The organism is Klebsiella sp. LTGPAF-6F, from assembly GCF_001753185.1.
In the GTDB taxonomy this organism is placed as follows: Bacteria; Pseudomonadota; Gammaproteobacteria; order Enterobacterales; family Enterobacteriaceae; genus Klebsiella; species Klebsiella michiganensis.
This window is the reverse complement of sequence record NZ_CP017450.1, coordinates 2,393,055-2,411,791: the sequence shown is the minus strand read 5'-3', so window position 1 is coordinate 2,411,791 and position 18,737 is coordinate 2,393,055. Positions and strand designations below refer to the sequence as shown.

The 18,737-nt window shown below is 58.9% G+C and carries 15 protein-coding genes; 10 read left to right on the top strand and 5 right to left on the bottom strand.

Going from position 1 to position 18,737, the window contains the following annotated elements:
- Positions 1-72 precede the first annotated feature (72 nt).
- Positions 73-297 (bottom strand): hypothetical protein, encoded by a 225-nt coding sequence (locus tag BJF97_RS11225; protein WP_014838057.1) that lies wholly within the window; start codon positions 295-297, stop codon positions 73-75.
- Positions 298-568: 271 nt separating this feature from the next.
- Between BJF97_RS11225 and BJF97_RS34095 the strand changes: the two genes are divergently transcribed.
- The gene (locus BJF97_RS34095) at positions 569-691 is read left to right on the top strand and encodes a small membrane protein (protein WP_004849777.1); all 123 of its coding nucleotides are present in this window, start codon (positions 569-571) and stop codon (positions 689-691) included.
- Between the two features lie 122 nt (positions 692-813).
- Here the strand turns inward: BJF97_RS34095 and BJF97_RS11215 are convergent, their stop codons facing one another.
- Both BJF97_RS11215 and puuA read right to left on the bottom strand, forming a co-directional pair.
- Positions 814-2,205 carry an APC family permease gene (locus BJF97_RS11215; RefSeq protein WP_014228791.1) on the bottom strand — a complete coding sequence of 464 codons (1,392 nt, stop codon included), beginning with the start codon at positions 2,203-2,205 and terminating at the stop codon, positions 814-816.
- A gap of 352 nt (positions 2,206-2,557) precedes the next feature.
- Positions 2,558-3,976: a glutamate-putrescine ligase gene (gene puuA / locus BJF97_RS11210; RefSeq protein ID WP_004849770.1), complete on the bottom strand. Its 1,419-nt coding sequence runs from the start codon at positions 3,974-3,976 to the stop codon at positions 2,558-2,560.
- 224 nt (positions 3,977-4,200) lie between these two features.
- Between puuA and puuD the strand changes: the two genes are divergently transcribed.
- The 4 genes from puuD (at position 4,201) to BJF97_RS11190 (ending at position 8,550) form a co-directional block, all read left to right on the top strand.
- Positions 4,201-4,953 carry a gamma-glutamyl-gamma-aminobutyrate hydrolase gene (puuD, locus tag BJF97_RS11205; protein WP_009653405.1) on the top strand — a complete coding sequence of 251 codons (753 nt, stop codon included), beginning with the start codon at positions 4,201-4,203 and terminating at the stop codon, positions 4,951-4,953.
- 25 nt (positions 4,954-4,978) lie between these two features.
- Positions 4,979-5,536 (top strand): HTH-type transcriptional regulator PuuR, encoded by a 558-nt coding sequence (gene puuR / locus BJF97_RS11200; RefSeq protein WP_004849766.1) that lies wholly within the window; start codon positions 4,979-4,981, stop codon positions 5,534-5,536.
- Positions 5,537-5,779: 243 nt separating this feature from the next.
- The gene (puuC, locus tag BJF97_RS11195) at positions 5,780-7,267 is read left to right on the top strand and encodes an aldehyde dehydrogenase PuuC (RefSeq protein ID WP_014228789.1); all 1,488 of its coding nucleotides are present in this window, start codon (positions 5,780-5,782) and stop codon (positions 7,265-7,267) included.
- A 2-nt stretch (positions 7,268-7,269) separates the two neighbouring features.
- Entirely contained in the window at positions 7,270-8,550 is a 1,281-nt protein-coding gene (locus BJF97_RS11190; protein WP_014228788.1) for an NAD(P)/FAD-dependent oxidoreductase, read from the top strand.
- Positions 8,551-8,579: 29 nt separating this feature from the next.
- Here BJF97_RS11190 and BJF97_RS11185 read toward each other — a convergent pair whose 3' ends face one another.
- Entirely contained in the window at positions 8,580-9,527 is a 948-nt protein-coding gene (locus BJF97_RS11185) for a LysR substrate-binding domain-containing protein (protein ID WP_162763174.1), read from the bottom strand.
- 82 nt (positions 9,528-9,609) lie between these two features.
- Between BJF97_RS11185 and BJF97_RS11180 the strand changes: the two genes are divergently transcribed.
- Positions 9,610-10,701 carry a tartrate dehydrogenase gene (locus BJF97_RS11180; RefSeq protein WP_014838053.1) on the top strand — a complete coding sequence of 364 codons (1,092 nt, stop codon included), beginning with the start codon at positions 9,610-9,612 and terminating at the stop codon, positions 10,699-10,701.
- Between the two features lie 608 nt (positions 10,702-11,309).
- Here the strand turns inward: BJF97_RS11180 and ptsP are convergent.
- Entirely contained in the window at positions 11,310-13,811 is a 2,502-nt protein-coding gene (gene ptsP / locus BJF97_RS11175; RefSeq protein ID WP_014228785.1) for a phosphoenolpyruvate--protein phosphotransferase, read from the bottom strand.
- A gap of 309 nt (positions 13,812-14,120) precedes the next feature.
- Between ptsP and BJF97_RS11170 the strand changes: the two genes are divergently transcribed.
- From BJF97_RS11170 to BJF97_RS11155, 4 genes are read left to right on the top strand one after another with little or no spacing between them, the layout of a single operon-like run.
- Positions 14,121-15,197 carry a PTS fructose transporter subunit EIIC gene (locus BJF97_RS11170; RefSeq protein ID WP_004131253.1) on the top strand — a complete coding sequence of 359 codons (1,077 nt, stop codon included), beginning with the start codon at positions 14,121-14,123 and terminating at the stop codon, positions 15,195-15,197.
- 20 nt (positions 15,198-15,217) lie between these two features.
- Entirely contained in the window at positions 15,218-15,538 is a 321-nt protein-coding gene (locus BJF97_RS11165) for a PTS fructose-like transporter subunit IIB (RefSeq protein ID WP_032693406.1), read from the top strand.
- 51 nt (positions 15,539-15,589) lie between these two features.
- Positions 15,590-17,887, top strand: a complete 2,298-nt coding sequence (locus tag BJF97_RS11160; RefSeq protein WP_070082903.1) for a formate C-acetyltransferase — start codon at positions 15,590-15,592, stop codon at positions 17,885-17,887.
- The gene (locus tag BJF97_RS11155; RefSeq protein ID WP_014228783.1) at positions 17,853-18,728 is read left to right on the top strand and encodes a [formate-C-acetyltransferase]-activating enzyme; all 876 of its coding nucleotides are present in this window, start codon (positions 17,853-17,855) and stop codon (positions 18,726-18,728) included. The genes BJF97_RS11160 and BJF97_RS11155 overlap by 35 nt, the downstream gene beginning before the upstream one ends.
- Positions 18,729-18,737: the final 9 nt, after the last annotated feature.

Sequence of the window (18,737 nt, the reverse complement as noted above, 5' to 3'; positions counted from 1 at the left end):
ATGGCTCGCAAAGTGCGGAAAGAAATACGCTTTCCGCCAGAACGAAAGGAGGCTGAAATCAGAGGGAGGGCGTTACTCCGGTAGCGGTACCGCCGCCAGCGTGCAGATAGCCGCATGCTTGCCGCCGCGATGGTCGACGATCTGCACTTTATCGCCGGCTTTTTTTCCTTCGCAGGGTTTTAACACCTGCTCGACAATACGTTCACGAATTGACGGATGCCCGGCGTCAGCCAGGCTATGGAATGAAGTCAGAATCAACAACGGCCCAATAAGACCGATGATATGCTTGTTAAACATTTATTACTCTCAACCCTATTTAAGCGGGCCAAGGGTAGCAGCCTGTGGGACTCTCGTCTGTAAATTCGCTTAAACGAGTGTAACCCGTTCATTTTTTCACCACGCCTTTGCTTTACTCTTCACATTTATTCATGTAAATAATAATTTCAGTGTATTGCTGGCAGTCTATTCTCGTCTGATTCATCGGGTCATCTTTAAGAAATATCCCGATGCTATTATCTCGATATCACGGTATTTTTTCTTCATGTTAAACATAACATTAGGTTAATCTATGTCAGGTATCCTGCTCTTTATCGTCGCGGTGGTTTTGCTGGGAGTAGCCATCTTCAGCCTGGTCTCCTATGTGAAGGATCGGCGCTCTGCACAGCTGCCAACTCATAAGAAAAAGAAATAATACGTCCTCACTATTCTTACCTTCTGCCCCTGCTATCTCCTCCCGAGCGCCTGATTTCAAACGAGAATGACAAAAAAGAAGGCAGGCTCAATCGCCTGCCTTTGTGTCGGCGTAAAAAATCGTTACGATTCCCAGGCCTGTTCCGCTTTGGCGCCGTCAAACTGCGGCGGCGGCTTGCGGAAGCGGCGGGTCAGATACGTCAGATACAGCAGCCCGAGGCCCGCCCATATCAGACCCAGCGTCAGCGAGGTCGCCTCCAGGTTAATCCACAGTACGCCCACCGTTAGCGCGCCCACCATCGGCAAAAGCAGATAGTGAAAGCGATCTTTCCAGGTTTTGTTAAAACCTTTACGCCGCCAGAAGTGGTTAAATACCGACAGGTTAACGAAGGTAAACGCCACCAGCGCGCCAAAGTTAATCAGCGCCGTGGCGGTGACCAGGTCAAAGAACAGCGCCGACAGCGCGACAATCCCCACCATGATCACATTCAGCGCCGGGGTACGCCATTTCGGATGGACGTAGCCGAAAATGCGCTCCGGGAAAACGTTATCGCGGCCCATGACGTACAGCAGCCGTGACACGCTGGCGTGCGAAGCCAGGCCTGAGGCCAGGGTATTCACAAACGTCGTGCACAGGAAAATCGACTGGAACAGCTTGCCGCCAACGTAGAGGGCGATCTCCGGCAGCGCCGCGTCCGGGTCTTTAAAACGGCTAATATCGGGGAAAAAGAGCTGCATAAAAAACGAGGCGGCGATAAAAATCACCCCACCGTAGACCGCAGTAAGGAAGATGGCCTTCGGGATCACCCGCGCGGCGTCCGGCGTCTCTTCGGAAAGCGTGGTCACCGCATCGAAACCGAGGAACGAAAAGCAGACTATCGTCGCCCCGGTAATGATCGGAATCAGGTGCGCATTCTGGCTAATAAACGGCTGGAGCGACCAGACGGTGCCCACCCCTTCCCCTTTATGCAACCCCTGCACCACCAGCACGATAAAGACCACCATGATCGAGATCTGCACCAGCACGAACAGGGTGTTGAAGTTCGCCACCAGGTTGACGCTTTTCAGGTTCGCCGCGGTGAGAATAGCCACAAACGTCACCACCCACACCCAGGGCGGCACGTCCGGAAACAGCGCGGAAAGATAAATCTTCGCCAGCAGCACGTTGATCATCGGCAGGAATAGATAATCCAGCAGCGATGACCAGCCCACCATAAAACCGACGTGCGGGCTGATCGACTTCTGCGCATAGGTATAGGCCGAGCCCGCCTGCGGAAACTGGCGCACCAGCTTGCCGTAGCTGATGGCGGTAAACAGCACCCCGGCCAGCGCCAGCAGATAGGACGCCGGGACGTGGCCGTTGCTGATGCCGGAGACGATGCCGAAAGTATCGAAAACCGTCATCGGCGTCAGATAGGCGAGGCCCATCATCACCACCTGCCACAGCTTGAGAGACTTGCGCAGGCGCGGTTTTTCCGCCCCGGAGGCGTTATCGAGAGAGGGATTAATAGACATAGCCATTTCCCCCGCTGCACACCTGGGTTTGCGGTCGTAGAGACCGGGAAACCAACCTGCTTCGCAACGGGGTTAATGGCAAATCAAAAGGTAAAAAGAACCGACGAGCGGCGGTGGCGACGCATTCCATGCGGCCATGACGGCCCCCTTCTCCCTGCGGATATTTAAACATCTGCATCATTTCCTACCTCGTTACACACTGTGTCGTTAACTGAAGCCCCGTTGCCGCCTGCGCTCCTTAACGCGACATCCGGGAATGGCTGGGCTCCCAGCAAAAACGTCCGACCAGGCTCCGCTCAGGCCGCATGATGCTACTCGTGATAATGCTAAAGCGCCCCTCGCGGGGCGAAAATCAGGCGTTTTTCAACATCCACTCGATTTCAGTTTCTGTGATCAGACGCTCAAACTGCAGTAGTTCGTCATTTTTACAGGCGTGATAAACGTGGCAGAAGCGTTCGCCAAGCCGCTCGCGCAGATGATCGTTTTGCATAAACTCCCACAGCGCATCGCTCTGGCGAATCGGGAACGGCAGCCCCTCCTGCTCGAGGCCGTTGCCCTCCACCTCTTCCTGTAACGGCAGCGGATTATCCAGACCGTGGAGGATGCCGGCAAAAATCGCCGCCATCACCAGATACGGGTTGGCGTCCGCCCCGGCCACGCGATACTCGACGCGGTGATTGTGCCGATCGCCGCACGGAATGCGCAGCGCCACCGTCCGGTTGTTGTGCCCCCACGACGCCTGGGTCGGCACGTACATTCCCGGCTGGAAACGACGATACGAGTTCACGTTCGGCGCCAGCAGCGCCATCGACGCCGGCATCAGGTCAATCATCCCGGCGAGCGCGCGTTTTAACATCGCGGAATCTTCGCCGTCCGCGTCCGCCAGCACGTTCTCGCCTTTGTTGTTCTGCATGCTGATATGGATATGCATCCCGCTACCGGCGTGCTCTTCATAGGGTTTCGCCATAAAAGTGGCGTGCATCTTATGCTTCTCCGCCATCAAACGCACGAGACGTTTTAACGCCAGCGCATCATCGCAGGCGTCGAGCACGTTATCGGTATGGTGGAGGTTGATTTCAAACTGGCCGGGAGAGGCTTCCGCCACCGCGCCGTCGGCGGGGATCAGCTGGAGCTGGGCGATCTCATCGATTTCGTTAAGCACGTCGGCAAAGTGGTTGAGGTTGTCGACGGAGTAAACCTGGCTTTGGGTATTGCGATCGCCGGTTCCCGGCGCGCACGGCGGCTGCAGGTAACCTTCCGCGTCGCGCTTGCGGTCAAGTAAATAGAACTCCAGCTCTACCGCTACCACGGGGAACAGCCCGCGCTGGCGCAGCTGCTGCCAGAGCCGGTTCAGCACGTTCCGCGGCTCAACGTCAAAGGGAGCGCCATCTTCATCAACCATGGTCAGCAGAACCTGACCAATGTATTCCGGGTCCGCCGCAGACGGGGTTAAGGTTCCCAGCACCGGCACGCAGGTGCGGTCCGGTTCGCCCATCTCCTGACCGAGCCCCGCCTCTTCCACCACGTTGCCGAGAATATCCATCGCAAACACCGAAGCCGGGAAATAGCACCCCTTCTCCAGCTTGCTCAGGCTGGACACCGGGATCCGCTTACCGCGGAAGCAGCCGTTCAGGTCGGTTAGCAGCACATCAACGTATTGCGTATTGGGATAACGCTCGAGGTAGCGCTTCACTTCCCAGGTGAATGCGCTGACCCGTCTCTCTTCCGACTGCTGAACAAAATTCTCAACTTCTACGATATTGGTTTCCATGATTCACCGCCGTTGTTTTAGTTTCGGACCCTGAATGGCACTGTTAAATATAATGTCCACCCTTCGAATGTGTATGCAAACAAATTGTTTGTCAAATGTTAAATTAAGTTTGCAAAGGGCTATATCCACTGCTAGATTGAGAAAATATTGAACGAAATGGCCGTTTTACCCGCTAATACGGTCATAATTTAGTCCACTTTGTGAGGGCGATCATGGAAAATATAATGTACAAGCCAGTTATTGGCGTGGTGATGTGTCGAAACAGGCTTAAGGGTCACCAGACCCAGACTCTGCAAGAGAAGTACCTGAACGCGATTGTGAACGCCGGAGGCGTGCCGATTGCCCTGCCGCACGCGCTGGCCGAGCCGGAACTGCTTTCTGCGCTACTGCCGAAACTGGACGGCATTTATCTGCCCGGCAGCCCGAGCAACGTACAGCCGCACCTCTATGGTGAAAACGGCGATGAGCCTGACGCCGATCCCGGGCGTGATCTTCTGAGCATGGCGCTGATCGACGCCGCGCTCGAAAGGCGCATCCCCATTTTCGCCATCTGCCGTGGACTACAGGAACTGGTTGTCGCCACCGGCGGGACTCTGTATCGTCGTCTGTTCGAGCAGCCTGAGCTTCTTGAACACCGCGAAGACCCCGAACTTCCCGTCGAGCAGCAATATGCGCCCTCGCATGAAGTTCAGGTTCAGGAAGGAGGATTACTTTCTCAGTTAATACCGGGCTGCAACACGTTTTGGGTAAACTCGTTACACGGGCAGGGAGCAAAAACGACGGGTCCACGGCTGCGCGTGGAGGCGCGTTCTCCGGACGGGCTGGTGGAAGCGGTCAGCGTTAACGACCACCCTTTCGCCCTCGGCGTGCAGTGGCATCCTGAATGGAACAGTAGCGAATACGCCCTGTCGCGAATGTTGTTTGAAGGTTTTATCACCGCCTGTCAGAGCTATATTGCTGAAAAACAGCGACTCTGACCACTACCGTTAAGGAAATGCAAATATGAGCGATGACGGACTGGCGCCAGGGAAACGTCTGTCAGAGATCCGCCAACAGCTGGGTCTCTCACAGCGTCGTGCCGCCGAACTGTCTGGGTTAACACATAGTGCCATCAGCACCATAGAGCAGGACAAAGTCAGTCCTGCGATCAGTACGCTGCAAAAGCTGCTGAAAGTCTACGGGCTGTCGCTCTCGGAATTCTTTTCTGAACCAGAAAAACCGGCTGAACCGCAGGTGGTTATCAATCAGGACGATCTGATTGAAATCGGCAGTCAGGGGGTGTCGATGAAGCTGGTTCATAATGGCAATCCGAACCGCACGCTGGCGATGATTTTTGAAACGTACCAGCCTGGAACCACAACCGGGGAGAGGATCAAGCATCAGGGTGAGGAGATAGGCACCATACTGGAAGGTGAAGTCGTGCTGACCATCAACGGTCAGGCGTATCATCTGGTGGCTGGGCAAAGCTATGCCATTAACACCGGCATACCGCATAGCTTCAGCAACACCTCGGCGGGTATCTGCCGAATTATCAGCGCCCATACCCCCACCACATTCTGATTTTTTAGCCTGAGGTTTTCTCAGGCTTTCTTCAGGCCTGCGCCGCCGGAGGCGAACTCCGGCGGCGCGAAGATAACGCAGTTCACCTTGCGCAATGCGGAAAGACTTATTCCGCTGGCCCCGGATAATTCACGCCTGTTAATGGGCAATTTAAACGGTACTCAACCCCGGGGACGCCCTGCGCCCTGAGGGTCTGAAATCACCACTTTTTTATTTTTCCGATTATGTCATTAAGGAGTCATGATGGATTTTCACAACCTGGCTTACTGGCAAGAAAAAGCAAACAATATCGCGATTGAAACGCGGCTATTTATTAACGGCGAATACAGCGCCGCCGCCGATAATAGCGTGTTCGCCACCGTCGACCCTACCGCCCAGCAGACGCTAGCCGAGGTCGCGCGCGGCAAAAAGGCCGACGTCGATCGCGCGGTCCAGGCCGCCCGCGGCGTCTTCGATCGCGGCGACTGGTCGCAGGCCTCCCCTGCCCAGCGCAAAGCGGTGCTGCATAAATTCGCCGACCTGATGGAAGCCCATCGCGAAGAGCTGGCGCTGCTGGAAACCCTCGACACCGGTAAACCGATTCGCCACAGCCTGCGCGACGATGTCCCCGGCGCCGCCCGCGCGATCCGCTGGTACGCCGAAGCCATCGATAAAGTGTACGGCGAAGTCGCCCCCACCGGCGGCAACGAGCTGGCCATGATCGTCCGCGAACCGATTGGCGTGATTGCGGCGGTTGTGCCGTGGAATTTTCCGCTGCTGCTGGCCTGCTGGAAGCTTGGCCCGGCGCTGGCGTCCGGCAACAGCGTGGTGCTTAAGCCGTCGGAAAAATCCCCGCTTACCGCTCTGCGCCTGGCGGGCCTGGCGAAACAGGCCGGGCTGCCGGACGGCGTATTCAACGTGGTGAGCGGTTTCGGCCATGAAGCCGGTCAGGCGCTGGCGCAGCATCATGACGTTGAAGTCATCACCTTTACCGGCTCCACCCGCACCGGTAAACAGCTGCTGAAAGACGCGGGCGACAGCAATATGAAGCGCGTCTGGCTGGAGGCGGGCGGTAAAAGCGCCAATATCGTCTTTGCCGACTGCCCGGACCTGCAAAAAGCGGTTAACGCCACCGCCGGCGGTATTTTCTACAATCAGGGCCAGGTCTGTATCGCCGGTACCCGTCTGCTGCTTGAGGAGAGCATCGCCGACCGCTTTCTCGACCTGCTAAAAGAGCAGGCAAAGGGCTGGCAGCCTGGCAATCCGCTCGACCCGAATACCACCATGGGCATGCTGATCGACAACAGCCACGCCGATAGCGTCCACAGCTTTATTCGCGCCGGCGAAGCGCACAGCACGCTGCTGCTGGATGGACGTAAAAATCCGTGGCCCGCGGCGGTCGGCCCGACCATCTTCGTCGACGTCGACCCCGCCTCCGCCCTCAGCCAGGAGGAGATCTTCGGCCCGGTGCTGGTGGTGACCCGCTTTAAAACCGAAGAGCAGGCGCTGGCGCTGGCCAACGACAGCCGCTACGGCCTCGGCGCGGCGGTCTGGACCCGCGATCTCTCCCGCGCTCACCGCGTCAGCCGCCGTCTGAAAGCCGGCTCCGTCTTTGTGAACAACTACAACGATGGCGATATGACCGTGCCCTTCGGCGGCTATAAGCAGAGCGGCAACGGACGCGATAAGTCCCTGCACGCGCTGGAAAAATTCACTGAACTGAAAACTATCTGGATTGCCCTGGAGTCTTAATCATGAGCGAACATACCACCAGCTATTACGCCGCCAGCGCCAACCGCTATGAGCCGTTCCCGACGCTGGACGAATCGATCGGCTGCGACGTCTGCGTCGTCGGCGGCGGCTATACCGGCCTCTCTTCGGCGCTGCATCTGGCCGAAATGGGCTACGATGTGGTGCTGCTGGAAGGCGCGCGCATCGGCTTCGGCGCCAGCGGACGCAACGGCGGCCAGCTAGTCAACTCCTATAGCCGCGATATCGACGTTATCGAAAAAACCTACGGCCCGGATGCCGCGAAAATGCTCGGCAGCATGATGTTTGAAGGCGGCGACATTATTCGTGAACGTATCCAGCGCTATCAGATTGCCTGCGACTATCGCCCCGGCGGGCTGTTTGTCGCGCTGAATCATAAACAGCTGGAGACCCTGGAAGAGCAGAAAGCGAACTGGGAGCGCTACGGCAATACCCAGCTGGAGCTGCTGGATGCCAGCGCCATTCGTCGCGAAGTGGACAGCGACCGCTACGCCGGCGCGCTGCTGGACCACAGCGGCGGTCATATCCATCCGCTCAATCTGGCGATTGGCGAAGCGGACGCCATTCGGCTCAACGGCGGCCGGGTTTACGAACAATCACCGGTCACCGGCATTCAGCACAGCAGCCCGGCGGTAGTGACCACCGCACGCGGACAGGTCACCGCCCGCTACGTGATCGTCGCCGGTAACGCCTATCTCGGCGATAAGCTCGAGCCGGAGCTGGCGAAACGCAGCATGCCGTGCGGCACCCAGGTGGTCACCACCGCGCCGCTGTCTGAGGATCTGGCGCGCTCGCTGATCCCGAAAAACTACTGCGTAGAAGATTGTAACTATCTGCTGGATTACTACCGCCTGACCGCCGACAACCGTCTGCTGTACGGCGGCGGCGTGGTGTACGGCGCGCGGGATCCGGACGACGTTGAGCGGCTGATTATGCCGAAGCTGCTGAAAACCTTCCCGCAGCTGCAGGGGGTGAAAATCGACTACCGCTGGACCGGCAACTTCCTGCTGACCCTCTCGCGAATGCCGCAGTTTGGCCGCCTCGATAACAATATCTATTATATGCAGGGCTACAGCGGCCACGGGGTCACCTGTACCCACCTCGCCGGACGGCTGATTTCGGAGCTGCTGCGCGGGGACGCCGAACGTTTCGACGCCTTCGCCAGGCTGCCGCACTATCCGTTCCCCGGCGGGCGCAGCCTGCGTATTCCGTTTACCGCCATGGGCGCGGCTTACTACAGCCTGCGCGATCGGCTCGGCGTGTAATCCCCTCGGCCGACGGCGCCGGCCGTCGGCTATTTTTCCTCGCCGTTGCGCGGCGGAAATCGCTGCTGGAAGTAGTGGCGCAAAAACTCCACGGTGGTACGAATTTTGGCCGAGGTCGCCAGCCGCGACACGTATACCGCCCAGATATTGGCGGGCTGATAGTACTCCGGCAGCAGCTGCACCAGATTGCCGCTGGCGATATTTTCCCTGACGTCCCACCACGAGCGCAGCGCAATCCCCTGCCCCTCCAGGCACCACTGATGGACGATTTCACCGTGGTTAGACGACAGCGGTCCGGTCACCTTGATGGCGTGCTCCCCCTCTTTATCATCGCGCAGCTGCCAGACGCCAAAGGGCCGGTCGCGCTCTTTGATCACCAGACAGGGCAGCGCGGCGAGATCGCTGAGCTGTTTCGGCCGGGGATAGCGGGCGACAAACGCCGGCGAGGCGCAGAGGATGCGGTGATTGCTGGCAAGCTGGCGGGCTATCAGATTGGGCGCGATATCGTCGCCGACGCGAATATCCAGATCGACCCCTTCATTGGCCAAATCCACCAGCCGGTCGGCGACGTCAAAACGGATCTCCAGCTGCGGGTAGCGACGGGCCAGCTCGGAGAGCGCCGGCGCGACTACCCGCCGGCCAAAGCCAAAGCTGCTGATAATCCGCAGCGTCCCCTGCGGCACCTGCCGCACATCGGAGAGCTCATCCATCATCTGGTCGACATCCTGCAAAATGCGTAGTCCCCATTCGTAGATGCGCTCGCCCTCTTCGGTGATAGCCACGCGCCGGGTGGTACGGTGCAGCAGCTGGACGTTGAGCGTTTGCTCCAGCAGCGACACGCGCTTGCTGACGAAAGCTGGCGAGACGCCGAGCTCTTCCGCGGCGGCGGCAAAACCGGCGCGGCGGGCAACCAGCATAAAGACGCGTAAATCGTTCAGCAGCGGCAAATTATTCATGATTCGTGTTTTATGTTTCACCAGTTAACGGGATTAATTATGAATCAGTCAATTATAGGATAGCGGTGAAGTCAATTTTCCTTACCTCAAACTGAGAATAACGATGAATAAAACCTTACGTATTGCCGCCATCCCCGGCGATGGCATCGGTAAAGAAGTGCTGCCGGAAGGCGTCCGCGTGCTGCAGGCCGCCGCCGAACGCTGGGGGCTGGCGTTAAGCTTCGAGCACTTTGAGTGGGCCAGCTGCGACTATTACGCGCAGCACGGCGCCATGATGCCCGACGACTGGCGCGCGCAGCTGCAAACGTTTGATGCGATCTACTTCGGCGCGGTCGGCTGGCCGGATATCGTGCCGGACCACATTTCACTGTGGGGCTCGCTGCTGAAGTTCCGCCGCGAGTTCGACCAGTACGTCAACCTGCGTCCGGTGCGCCTGTTCCCCGGCGTCCCCTGCCCGCTGGCGGGTAAACAGCCCGGCGATATCGATTTCTACGTGGTGCGTGAAAACACCGAAGGGGAATATTCCGCCCTCGGCGGCCATGTGAATCCGGGGACCGAACATGAAGTGGTGATTCAGGAGTCGGTATTTACCCGTCGCGGCGTTGACCGGATCCTGCGCTACGCCTTTGAATTAGCGCAGAGCCGCCCGCGCAAAACCCTGACCTCGGCGACCAAATCCAACGGTCTGGCCATCAGCATGCCCTTCTGGGACCAGCGCGTCGAAGCGATGGCGCAGCACTACCCGGAGGTGAAATGGGATAAGCAGCATATTGATATTCTGTGCGCCCGCTTCGTGCTGCAGCCGGAACGTTTTGACGTGGTGGTCGGCTCCAATCTATTCGGCGATATCCTCTCCGATCTCGGCCCGGCCTGTACCGGCACCATCGGCATTGCCCCGTCGGCAAACCTCAATCCGGATCGCACCTTTCCGTCGCTGTTTGAAGCGGTGCACGGTTCGGCGCCGGATATCTACGGCAAAAATATCGCCAACCCGATTGCCACCATCTGGGCCGGCGCGATGATGCTCGACTTCCTCGGCAACGGGGACGCACGCTACCAGGCCGCCCACGACGGCATTCTGGCGGCGATTGAGCAGACCATTGCCAGCGGACCGAAGACGCCGGATATGCAAGGCAGCGCCTCCACCCAGCAGGTGGGCGAGGCGATTTGTCGGGCGATTGTTGAACAAAAGTAGCCCGGACAGGCGCGTCAAGCGCCGCCTCCGGGAGAGTTTCATACAGCAGCGGGGATATCTCTGAAACAAAGTGAGATGCAGCGATGCCCTGGTGCCCGCTGAAATCGGCGAACCGGAGGTCGGAAGACAAGGGCTGGCCGCCAGGGATGGCGGACAGAGGCGAATCGAGACACGACAAAATTGCCTGGAGCAATTTTGAACAGCGCTTGCGCTGGCCCCGTAGGGGCGAGTCCCAGGGATGGGACGAGTAATATCGAGTTGAGCCGACCGCGGGCTGAGGACCGGGAGGTGAGCGCAGTGCGCAGCACCGATTTCTTTGCGGGACCGCGGGGATTGTAAAGGGGGAGACGGTTTTCTCCCCCTTTACCCGTTCACCTACCACGGTGAGACATTTTCTGCGGGATAGCGGTGAACGAAACCCCTGCACGCTTTCCCGGAGGCGGCGCTTACGCGCCTGTCCGGGCTACCCAATCTGCCTCCCTCAGGCACCGGGCCCGGAAATCCCGGGTCGCGGCGTAAACGCCTTACCCGGGCTACTGCCCCGCTGACGGCTGGAAACCCGTAGCCCCGGTAAGCGCAGCGCCACCGGGGAGATTCTCCGGACCGAATTACAGCTCCAGCTCGCGCTGCAGCAGCGCCGCAATCGCCTCGCTGCTCTGCGCCGTCACCAGCGATTGCCGGAACTCCGCATGCATAATGCGCCGCGCCAGCCGCGAGAAAATACGCATATGCTGATCCCCCGCCGAATGCTTATTGAGCGTCAGCATAATCACAAACTGCGCCTCGTCGTCGCCCCACGCCACCGGCTGCGCCAGACGGGCGACGCTGATGGTCGACTGCTCAATATGCTCCGATTTACTGTGCGGAATGGCGAAGCTAAACCCTAACCCGGTGGAGAACACCGCTTCACGGGCCCACAGATCCGCTTCCAGCTTACGCGGATAGCGGCAGCGCCCGGCCAGCAGCAGATTGTCGGTCATGCCCTTAATCACCTCCTCTTTACTGCGCCAGTCGCTGTTCAGCGTAATGCACTGAGGGGTAATCAGCGGCGCGTCCTGCTGGGTCATACGGAACTGGGCCAGCAGGTGCTCGACCTCCAGCGAAGTACGACACTGCATCGCCTGATTCAGCAGCTGACGGCAGGCGCGGCTGTCAAGCTGCGCCAGACGCGCCTTGGTCGCCGGGATCGACGGCGCGCTCATGCTCAGCTCATCCAGCCCCAGCCCCACCAGCAGCGGCAGCACGGAACCTTTGGCCCCCAGCTCGCCGCACAGGCCGATCCATTTACCCTGGCGATGCACCGCCTGAACCGCGTAATCCAGCGCGCGCAAAAAAGCCGGATTGAGGCTGTTGTAGTGGCGCGTCACCCTGGCGTTATCGCGATCCACCGCCAGCAGATACTGGGTCAGGTCGTTGCTGCCGATACTAAAGAAATCAATCTCTTCGCAGCACTGGTCGATGATAAACATCACCGACGGCACCTCGAGCATAATGCCCAGCGGGATCTTTTCATCAAACGGAATCTGTTCGCCGCGCAGCGACTGTTTGGCATCCGCCAGCTGCTCTTTCACCCACAGAATCTCCTCCATCGAGGAGATCATCGGGATCATGATTTTCAGCGCGCCGTGCGCGGAAGCGCGCAGAATCGCCCGCAGCTGAGTGCGGAACAGCGCCTGATACTCCTCATAAATACGCACCGCCCGGTAGCCGAGGAACGGGTTGTTCTCCGCCGGAATGTTGAGGTAGGCCACCGGCTTGTCGCCGCCGATATCCATGGTGCGGATGATAATGCTGCGCCCGTTGGCCGGCTCCAGCGCCTGGCAAAATAGGTTATACAGCTCGTTTTCCGACGGCGCGCTGGGCCTGTCCATATAGAGCATTTCGGTGCGGAACAAGCCTACCGACTGCGCGCCGTTGTTGAAGGCCGCCGTCGCCTCTACCGAATGGGCGATGTTGGCCGCCACCTCCAGGCGAATACCGTCTTCCGTACGCCCCGCTTTATCCAGCCAGGCCTGCTGCTGGCGGCGGATCTGCGCCTGCACCCAGGCCTCCTGCTGGTAGTAGCGCGCCACCGCTTCATCGGGATTCACCACCACCAGCCCGGCGTTACCGTCAATCTGCACTCGCCGATCGACCCACGGCAGCAGCGCCTCCATATCGACGCCCACCAGAGTGGGAATATTGAACGAACGCGCGAGGATCACCGTATGTGAAGTGGTGCCGCCGCTGCGCAGCAGCAGACCTTTAAGCAGGGTTTTATCCAGTTCAAGAAACTGACTGGGGGTGAGTTCATCGGCGAGGCAGATAGCCTCTTCCGTCAGCTTACCCGGTGCCGGAAAACGATCCTCACCGTAGATATGCTGCAGAAGCTGGAAGCAAACATCGCGCACGTCCAGCACCCGCTCCTGCAAATAACTATTGCCGGAAGCGCTGAACTGGGCGCAAAAATGTTCGCCGGTCGCGACCACCGCCTCAGCGCAGCTCAGGCCGCTCAGCAGCCCGCCCAGCAGATGCTGGCGCAGCGAGGCGTCGGTGGCCAGAGAGCGATGCGCCTCAAGGATCGCGCTGGCGGTCCCGTCGTTATCCAGCAGGCGGAACTCAATATTTTTCACCAGCAGGGTCAGGCCCCTGTCCAGCGCCGCCTGTTCCTGTTCAATTGCGCCCGCTGCGGGCAGCGCGCCTGAATCGCGCAGGTCGAGGGATTTAAGATGGGTGAGCCTGCCGCCCGCGCTGCCGGCGCAGACCGGCTGGGCGTGAAACAGCGTGGGATTGAGGCGCGAGAGGGATTCAGGAACCGGCTGAACGTCCATGGATTCCGCCGTCGGCAGCGGCGCATCGCAGTGCGGGAACTCCTCGCTGATGAATGCCGACAGCGCGTCAAACGCCTGCTGTTCATCTTCGCCGCTAACAACCAGCTGGCAGCGGTCCCCCTTCAAGGTATTGGTGCCGATAATCGCCAGCGCGCTTTTTGCGTTTCCGCGTCCTTCCGTGCGGGTATTTAACCATTCGACCGAAGACGAAAAAGTATTGCACAGGGTTTCTACCAGGCTTGCCGGACGCGCATGCACGCCGTTGGGCAAATCACATATGAATTCAATTACCAGAGCCATCGCCTTCCTCCTGAATAATGCGTATTTAGCCAAAAGGTAAAGAAAGAACCGGCCCGCCACTACGCGATAAAAGTGGCAATTACTGGATAATTGTATGCCCGACTCTTTTTTATGCTCGCGGTCACAAATCGCCTGACTAACGGCGCCAAAAACCCACCAGCGCTAAGATTTGAGGTGGATCGCAATTTTCCTCTGGCCTTACAAATATCCAGTAAATGCACTTTTTCTCTACTATTTTATGCGCCGCCCTTTTTCTAAGGTTGAAGCATCAACTCAGTCACGGGCCACGCAGCGCTCAGGAGAATAACAATGAATGAACTGGTGCAAATATTAAAAAATACCCGCCAGCACCTCATGACCGGGGTTTCACATATGATCCCGTTTGTCGTGTCCGGTGGGATCTTGCTGGCAGTCTCCGTCATGTTGTACGGCAAGGGCGCTGTGCCCGATGCCGCCACCGACCCTAACCTGAAAAAACTGTTTGATATCGGCGTGGCCGGCCTGACGCTAATGGTGCCGTTTCTGGCGGCCTATATCGGCTACTCCATCTCCGACCGCGCGGCGCTGGCTCCCTGCGCCATCGGCGCCTGGGTCGGCAACAGCTTCGGCGCCGGTTTCTTCGGCGCGCTGATTGCCGGGATCATTGGCGGGCTGGTGGTCTACTACCTGAAGAAAATCCCGGTGCATAAGGTGCTGCGCTCGGTGATGCCCATCTTCGTTATCCCGATTATCGGCACCTTTATTACCGCCGGGATCATGATGTGGGGCCTCGGCGAGCCGATTGGCGCGCTCACCGCCAGCCTGACCGGATGGCTGCAGGGCATGCGCGAAGGCAGCATCGTGATTCTCGCCATCATCATGGGCCTGATGCTGGCCTTCGACATGGGCGGTCCGGTGAATAAGGTCGCCTACGCCTTCATGCTGATTTGCGTTTCCCAGGGCGTTTACAGCGTGGTGGCCATCGCCGCCGTCGGCATCGCCGTGCCGCCGCTGGGCATGGGCCTGGCAACGCTGATTGGACGTAAATACTTCTCTGCGGAAGAGCGCGAAACCGGTAAGGCCGCGCTGGTGATGGGCTGCGTTGGCGTGACCGAAGGCGCGATCCCCTTCGCCGCCGCCGACCCGCTGCGCGTTATCCCGGCCAATATGATCGGCGCCGCCGCCGGCTGCGTTACCGCCGCGCTGCTCGGCGCCCAGTGCTATGCCGGCTGGGGCGGGCTTATCGTTCTGCCGGTCGTTGAGGGTAAAGGCGGATTTATTGCCGGCCTCGCGGTTGGCGCCATCGTCAGCGCCGCCTGCGTCATCCTGCTTAAGGCCCTGGCGAAAAAGAAAACGTCTGACGCCAAAGCCGATGACGAGATGGATCTTGATTTCGAAATTAACTGAGACACGGGAAGGAATATTATATGACCAAAATTATCGCCGTTACCGCTTGCCCGTCTGGCGTCGCCCACACCTATATGGCCGCCGAATCACTGGAGAGCGCCGCTAAGGCCAAAGGCTGGCAGGTCAAAGTCGAGACCCAGGGCTCCATCGGCATTGAGAACGAGCTGACCGCAGAAGACGTCGCCAGCGCCGATATGGTGATTCTGACCAAAGATATCGGCATCAAGTTTGAAGAGCGTTTTGCCGGTAAAACCATCGTGCGCGTCAACATCAGCGACGCCGTGAAGCGCGCCGAAGCCATTATGAACAAAATCGACGGCCACCTTTCGCAGAATGCCTGACTGAATGCACGGGGCGCGGCCTGCGCCCCGCAAAATAACATGGAGTTTGTCATGACCAATCGCACTCAACGCTTAAAAGATCGTCTGTTCGCCAACCCGCGCGAAATCTCCCTCGAGCGAGCGCTGCTCTACACCGCCAGCCATAAACAGACCGAGGGGGAGCCGGTAATGATCCGCCGGGCGAAAGCGACCGCATGGGTCCTCGATCATGTGCAGATTTCGATTCGTGATGATGAACTGATTGCCGGCAACCGTACGATCAAGCCGCGCGCCGGGATCATGTCGCCGGAAATGGATCCCTACTGGCTGCTCAAGGAGCTGGACCAGTTCCCGACCCGCCCGCAGGACCGCTTCAACATCAGCGAAGAAGATAAGCGCATCTACCGCGAAGTGCTGTTCCCCTACTGGGAAAATCGTTCGATGAAGGATTTCATTAACGCCCAGATGACCGATGAAGTGAAGGCCGCCGTCAGCACGCAGATTTTTAGCGTCAACCAGACCGATAAAGGCCAGGGACATATCATCATCGACTACCCTCGCCTGCTGGAAAACGGCCTCGCCGCGCTGGTGGCGGAGATGAAAGCGGTGAGTCAGCGACACCCGCAGAACAATTTTTATCAGGCGGTGCTGATCCTGCTGGAAGCCTCCCAGCGCCATATTCTGCGCTATGCGGCGCTTGCCGATGACATGGCCGCCGGCTGCGGCGACGGGCAGCGGCGCAAAGAGCTGGAGACCATCGCGGACATCTCCCGCCATAACGCGGTGCACCGTCCGGAAGATTTCTGGCAGGCCTGCCAGCTCTTCTGGTATATGAACATCATTTTGCTGTATGAATCCAACGCCAGCTCCATTTCGCTGGGTCGCTTTGACCAGTACATGCTGCCGTACTATCAGGCTTCGCTGAATCGCGGCCAGGATCCGCAGTTTCTTCAGGAGCTGCTGGAGTCGCTGTGGGTGAAGTGCAACGATATTGTCCTGCTGCGCTCCACCAGCAGCGCGCGCTACTTTGCAGGCTTCCCGACCGGCTATACCGCCCTGCTCGGCGGTCTGACCGAGACTGGACGCAGCGCGGTCAATATCCTGTCGTTTTTATCCCTCGACGCCTACCAGAACGTGCGCCTGCCGCAGCCGAACCTCGGCGTGCGGGTCAACGAGCTGATCGACCGTCCGTTCCTGCGCAAAACCGCCGAAACCATTCGCCTCGGTACCGGTATTCCGCAAATCTTTAATGATGAAGTGGTGATCCCGGCGTTTCTCAATCGCGGCGTCTCGCTGGATGACGCGCGGGATTACTCGGTGGTTGGCTGCGTTGAGCTATCGATCCCGGGGCGCACCTACGGCCTGCACGATATCGCCATGTTCAACCTGCTGAAGGTGATGGAAATCGTGATGCTGGAAAACGAAAGTAACCCTGACATCACCTGGGATGGGCTGATCAACCAGATCCGCGACAAGATTCGCTATTACATTAGGCTGATGGTCGAAGGCAGCAATATTTGCGATATCGGCCACCGCGACTGGGCGCCGGTTCCCCTGCTCTCTTCCTTTATTGAGGATTGCGTGCAGCACGGCCAGGATATCACCGAAGGCGGCGCGCGCTATAACTTCTCCGGGGTGCAGGGCATCGGCATCGCTAACCTCAGCGACTCGCTGCACGCGCTCAAAGGGATGGTGTTTGAGCAAAAACGCCTGAGCTTCGCCGAACTGATCGCGGTGCTGAAAGCCAACTTCCAGACGCCGGAAGGGGAAAAAATCCGCGCGCGCCTGATCAACCGCTTCGAGAAATACGGCAACGATATTGACGAAGTGGACAACATCAGCGCCGATCTGCTGCGCTTCTACTGCAAAGAGGTAGAGCAGTACCGCAACCCGCGCGGCGGTCGCTTTACGCCGGGCTCCTATACCGTCTCTGCCCACGTGCCGCTCGGCTCGGTCGTCGGCGCCACTCCGGACGGACGCCTGGCCGGAGAGCAGCTGGCGGACGGCGGGCTGTCGCCGATGCTCGGCCAGGACGTGCAGGGGCCGACCGCGGTGCTTAAGTCGGTCAGCAAGCTGGATAACTTTCTGCTCTCCAACGGTACGCTGCTGAACGTCAAATTCACCCCGGCGACCCTTGCCGGCGACGGCGGCCTCAATAAGCTGGCCGACTTCCTGCAGGCATTCACCAGGCTGAAGCTGCAGCATATTCAGTTCAACGTGGTCAACGCCGATACGCTGCGCGAAGCCCAGCAGCGGCCGCAGGATTTTGCCGGCCTGGTGGTGCGCGTTGCGGGCTACAGCGCCTTTTTCGTCGAGCTGTCGCAGGAGATTCAGGATGACATTATCCGCCGCACCGCGCATCAGCTGTGAGGTCCTGGAAACGCGCGCCGATAAGGCGCGCATTTTTAATATCCAGCGCTACTCTTTGAATGACGGTCAGGGGATCCGCACCGTCGTGTTTTTTAAAGGCTGCCCGCATACCTGTCCCTGGTGCGCCAATCCGGAGTCGATCTCGCCGCAAATTCAGACCGTACGCCGGGAGAGCAAGTGCCTGCGCTGCTCCCGCTGCCAGCAGGACGTGGTCGAGTGCCCTTCCGGCGCGTGGCAGCAGATTGGCCGCGACGTCACCCTCGATAATCTGCTTAAAGAGGTGCTGAAGGATGAGGTCTTCTTCCGCGCCTCCGGCGGCGGCGTGACCCTGTCGGGCGGCGAAGTCCTGATGCAGGCCGAATTCGCCGCGCGCCTGCTGCGCCGCCTGCGCGAATGGGGGATCAGAACGGCGATTGAAACGGCGGGCGATACCGCCTACCGCCGCTTTTTTCCGCTGGCGCAGGCCTGCGATGAAGTGCTATTCGATCTAAAAATCATGGATGAAACGCTGGCCCGCGAGCAGCTGCGGATGAATATGCCGCGGGTGCTGGATAACTTTACCCGTCTGGTGGAAGCGCATATTCACGTGATCCCCCGGGTGCCGCTGATTCCGGGATTCACGCTTGATGAAGCGAATTTCCGCCGGATTCTGGCGTTTTTGGCCCCCTTTAAGCTGCCGGAAATTCATCTTCTGCCGTTCCATCAGTACGGCGAAGCCAAATATCACTTACTGGGAAAAAAATGGTCGATGTCGATGATTAAAGCCCCTGCAGAATCTGAGATTCAGCCATTCAGGACGCTGGCCGAACGGGCCGGTTTTAGCGTGACCGTCGGCGGATAACGCCAGGAG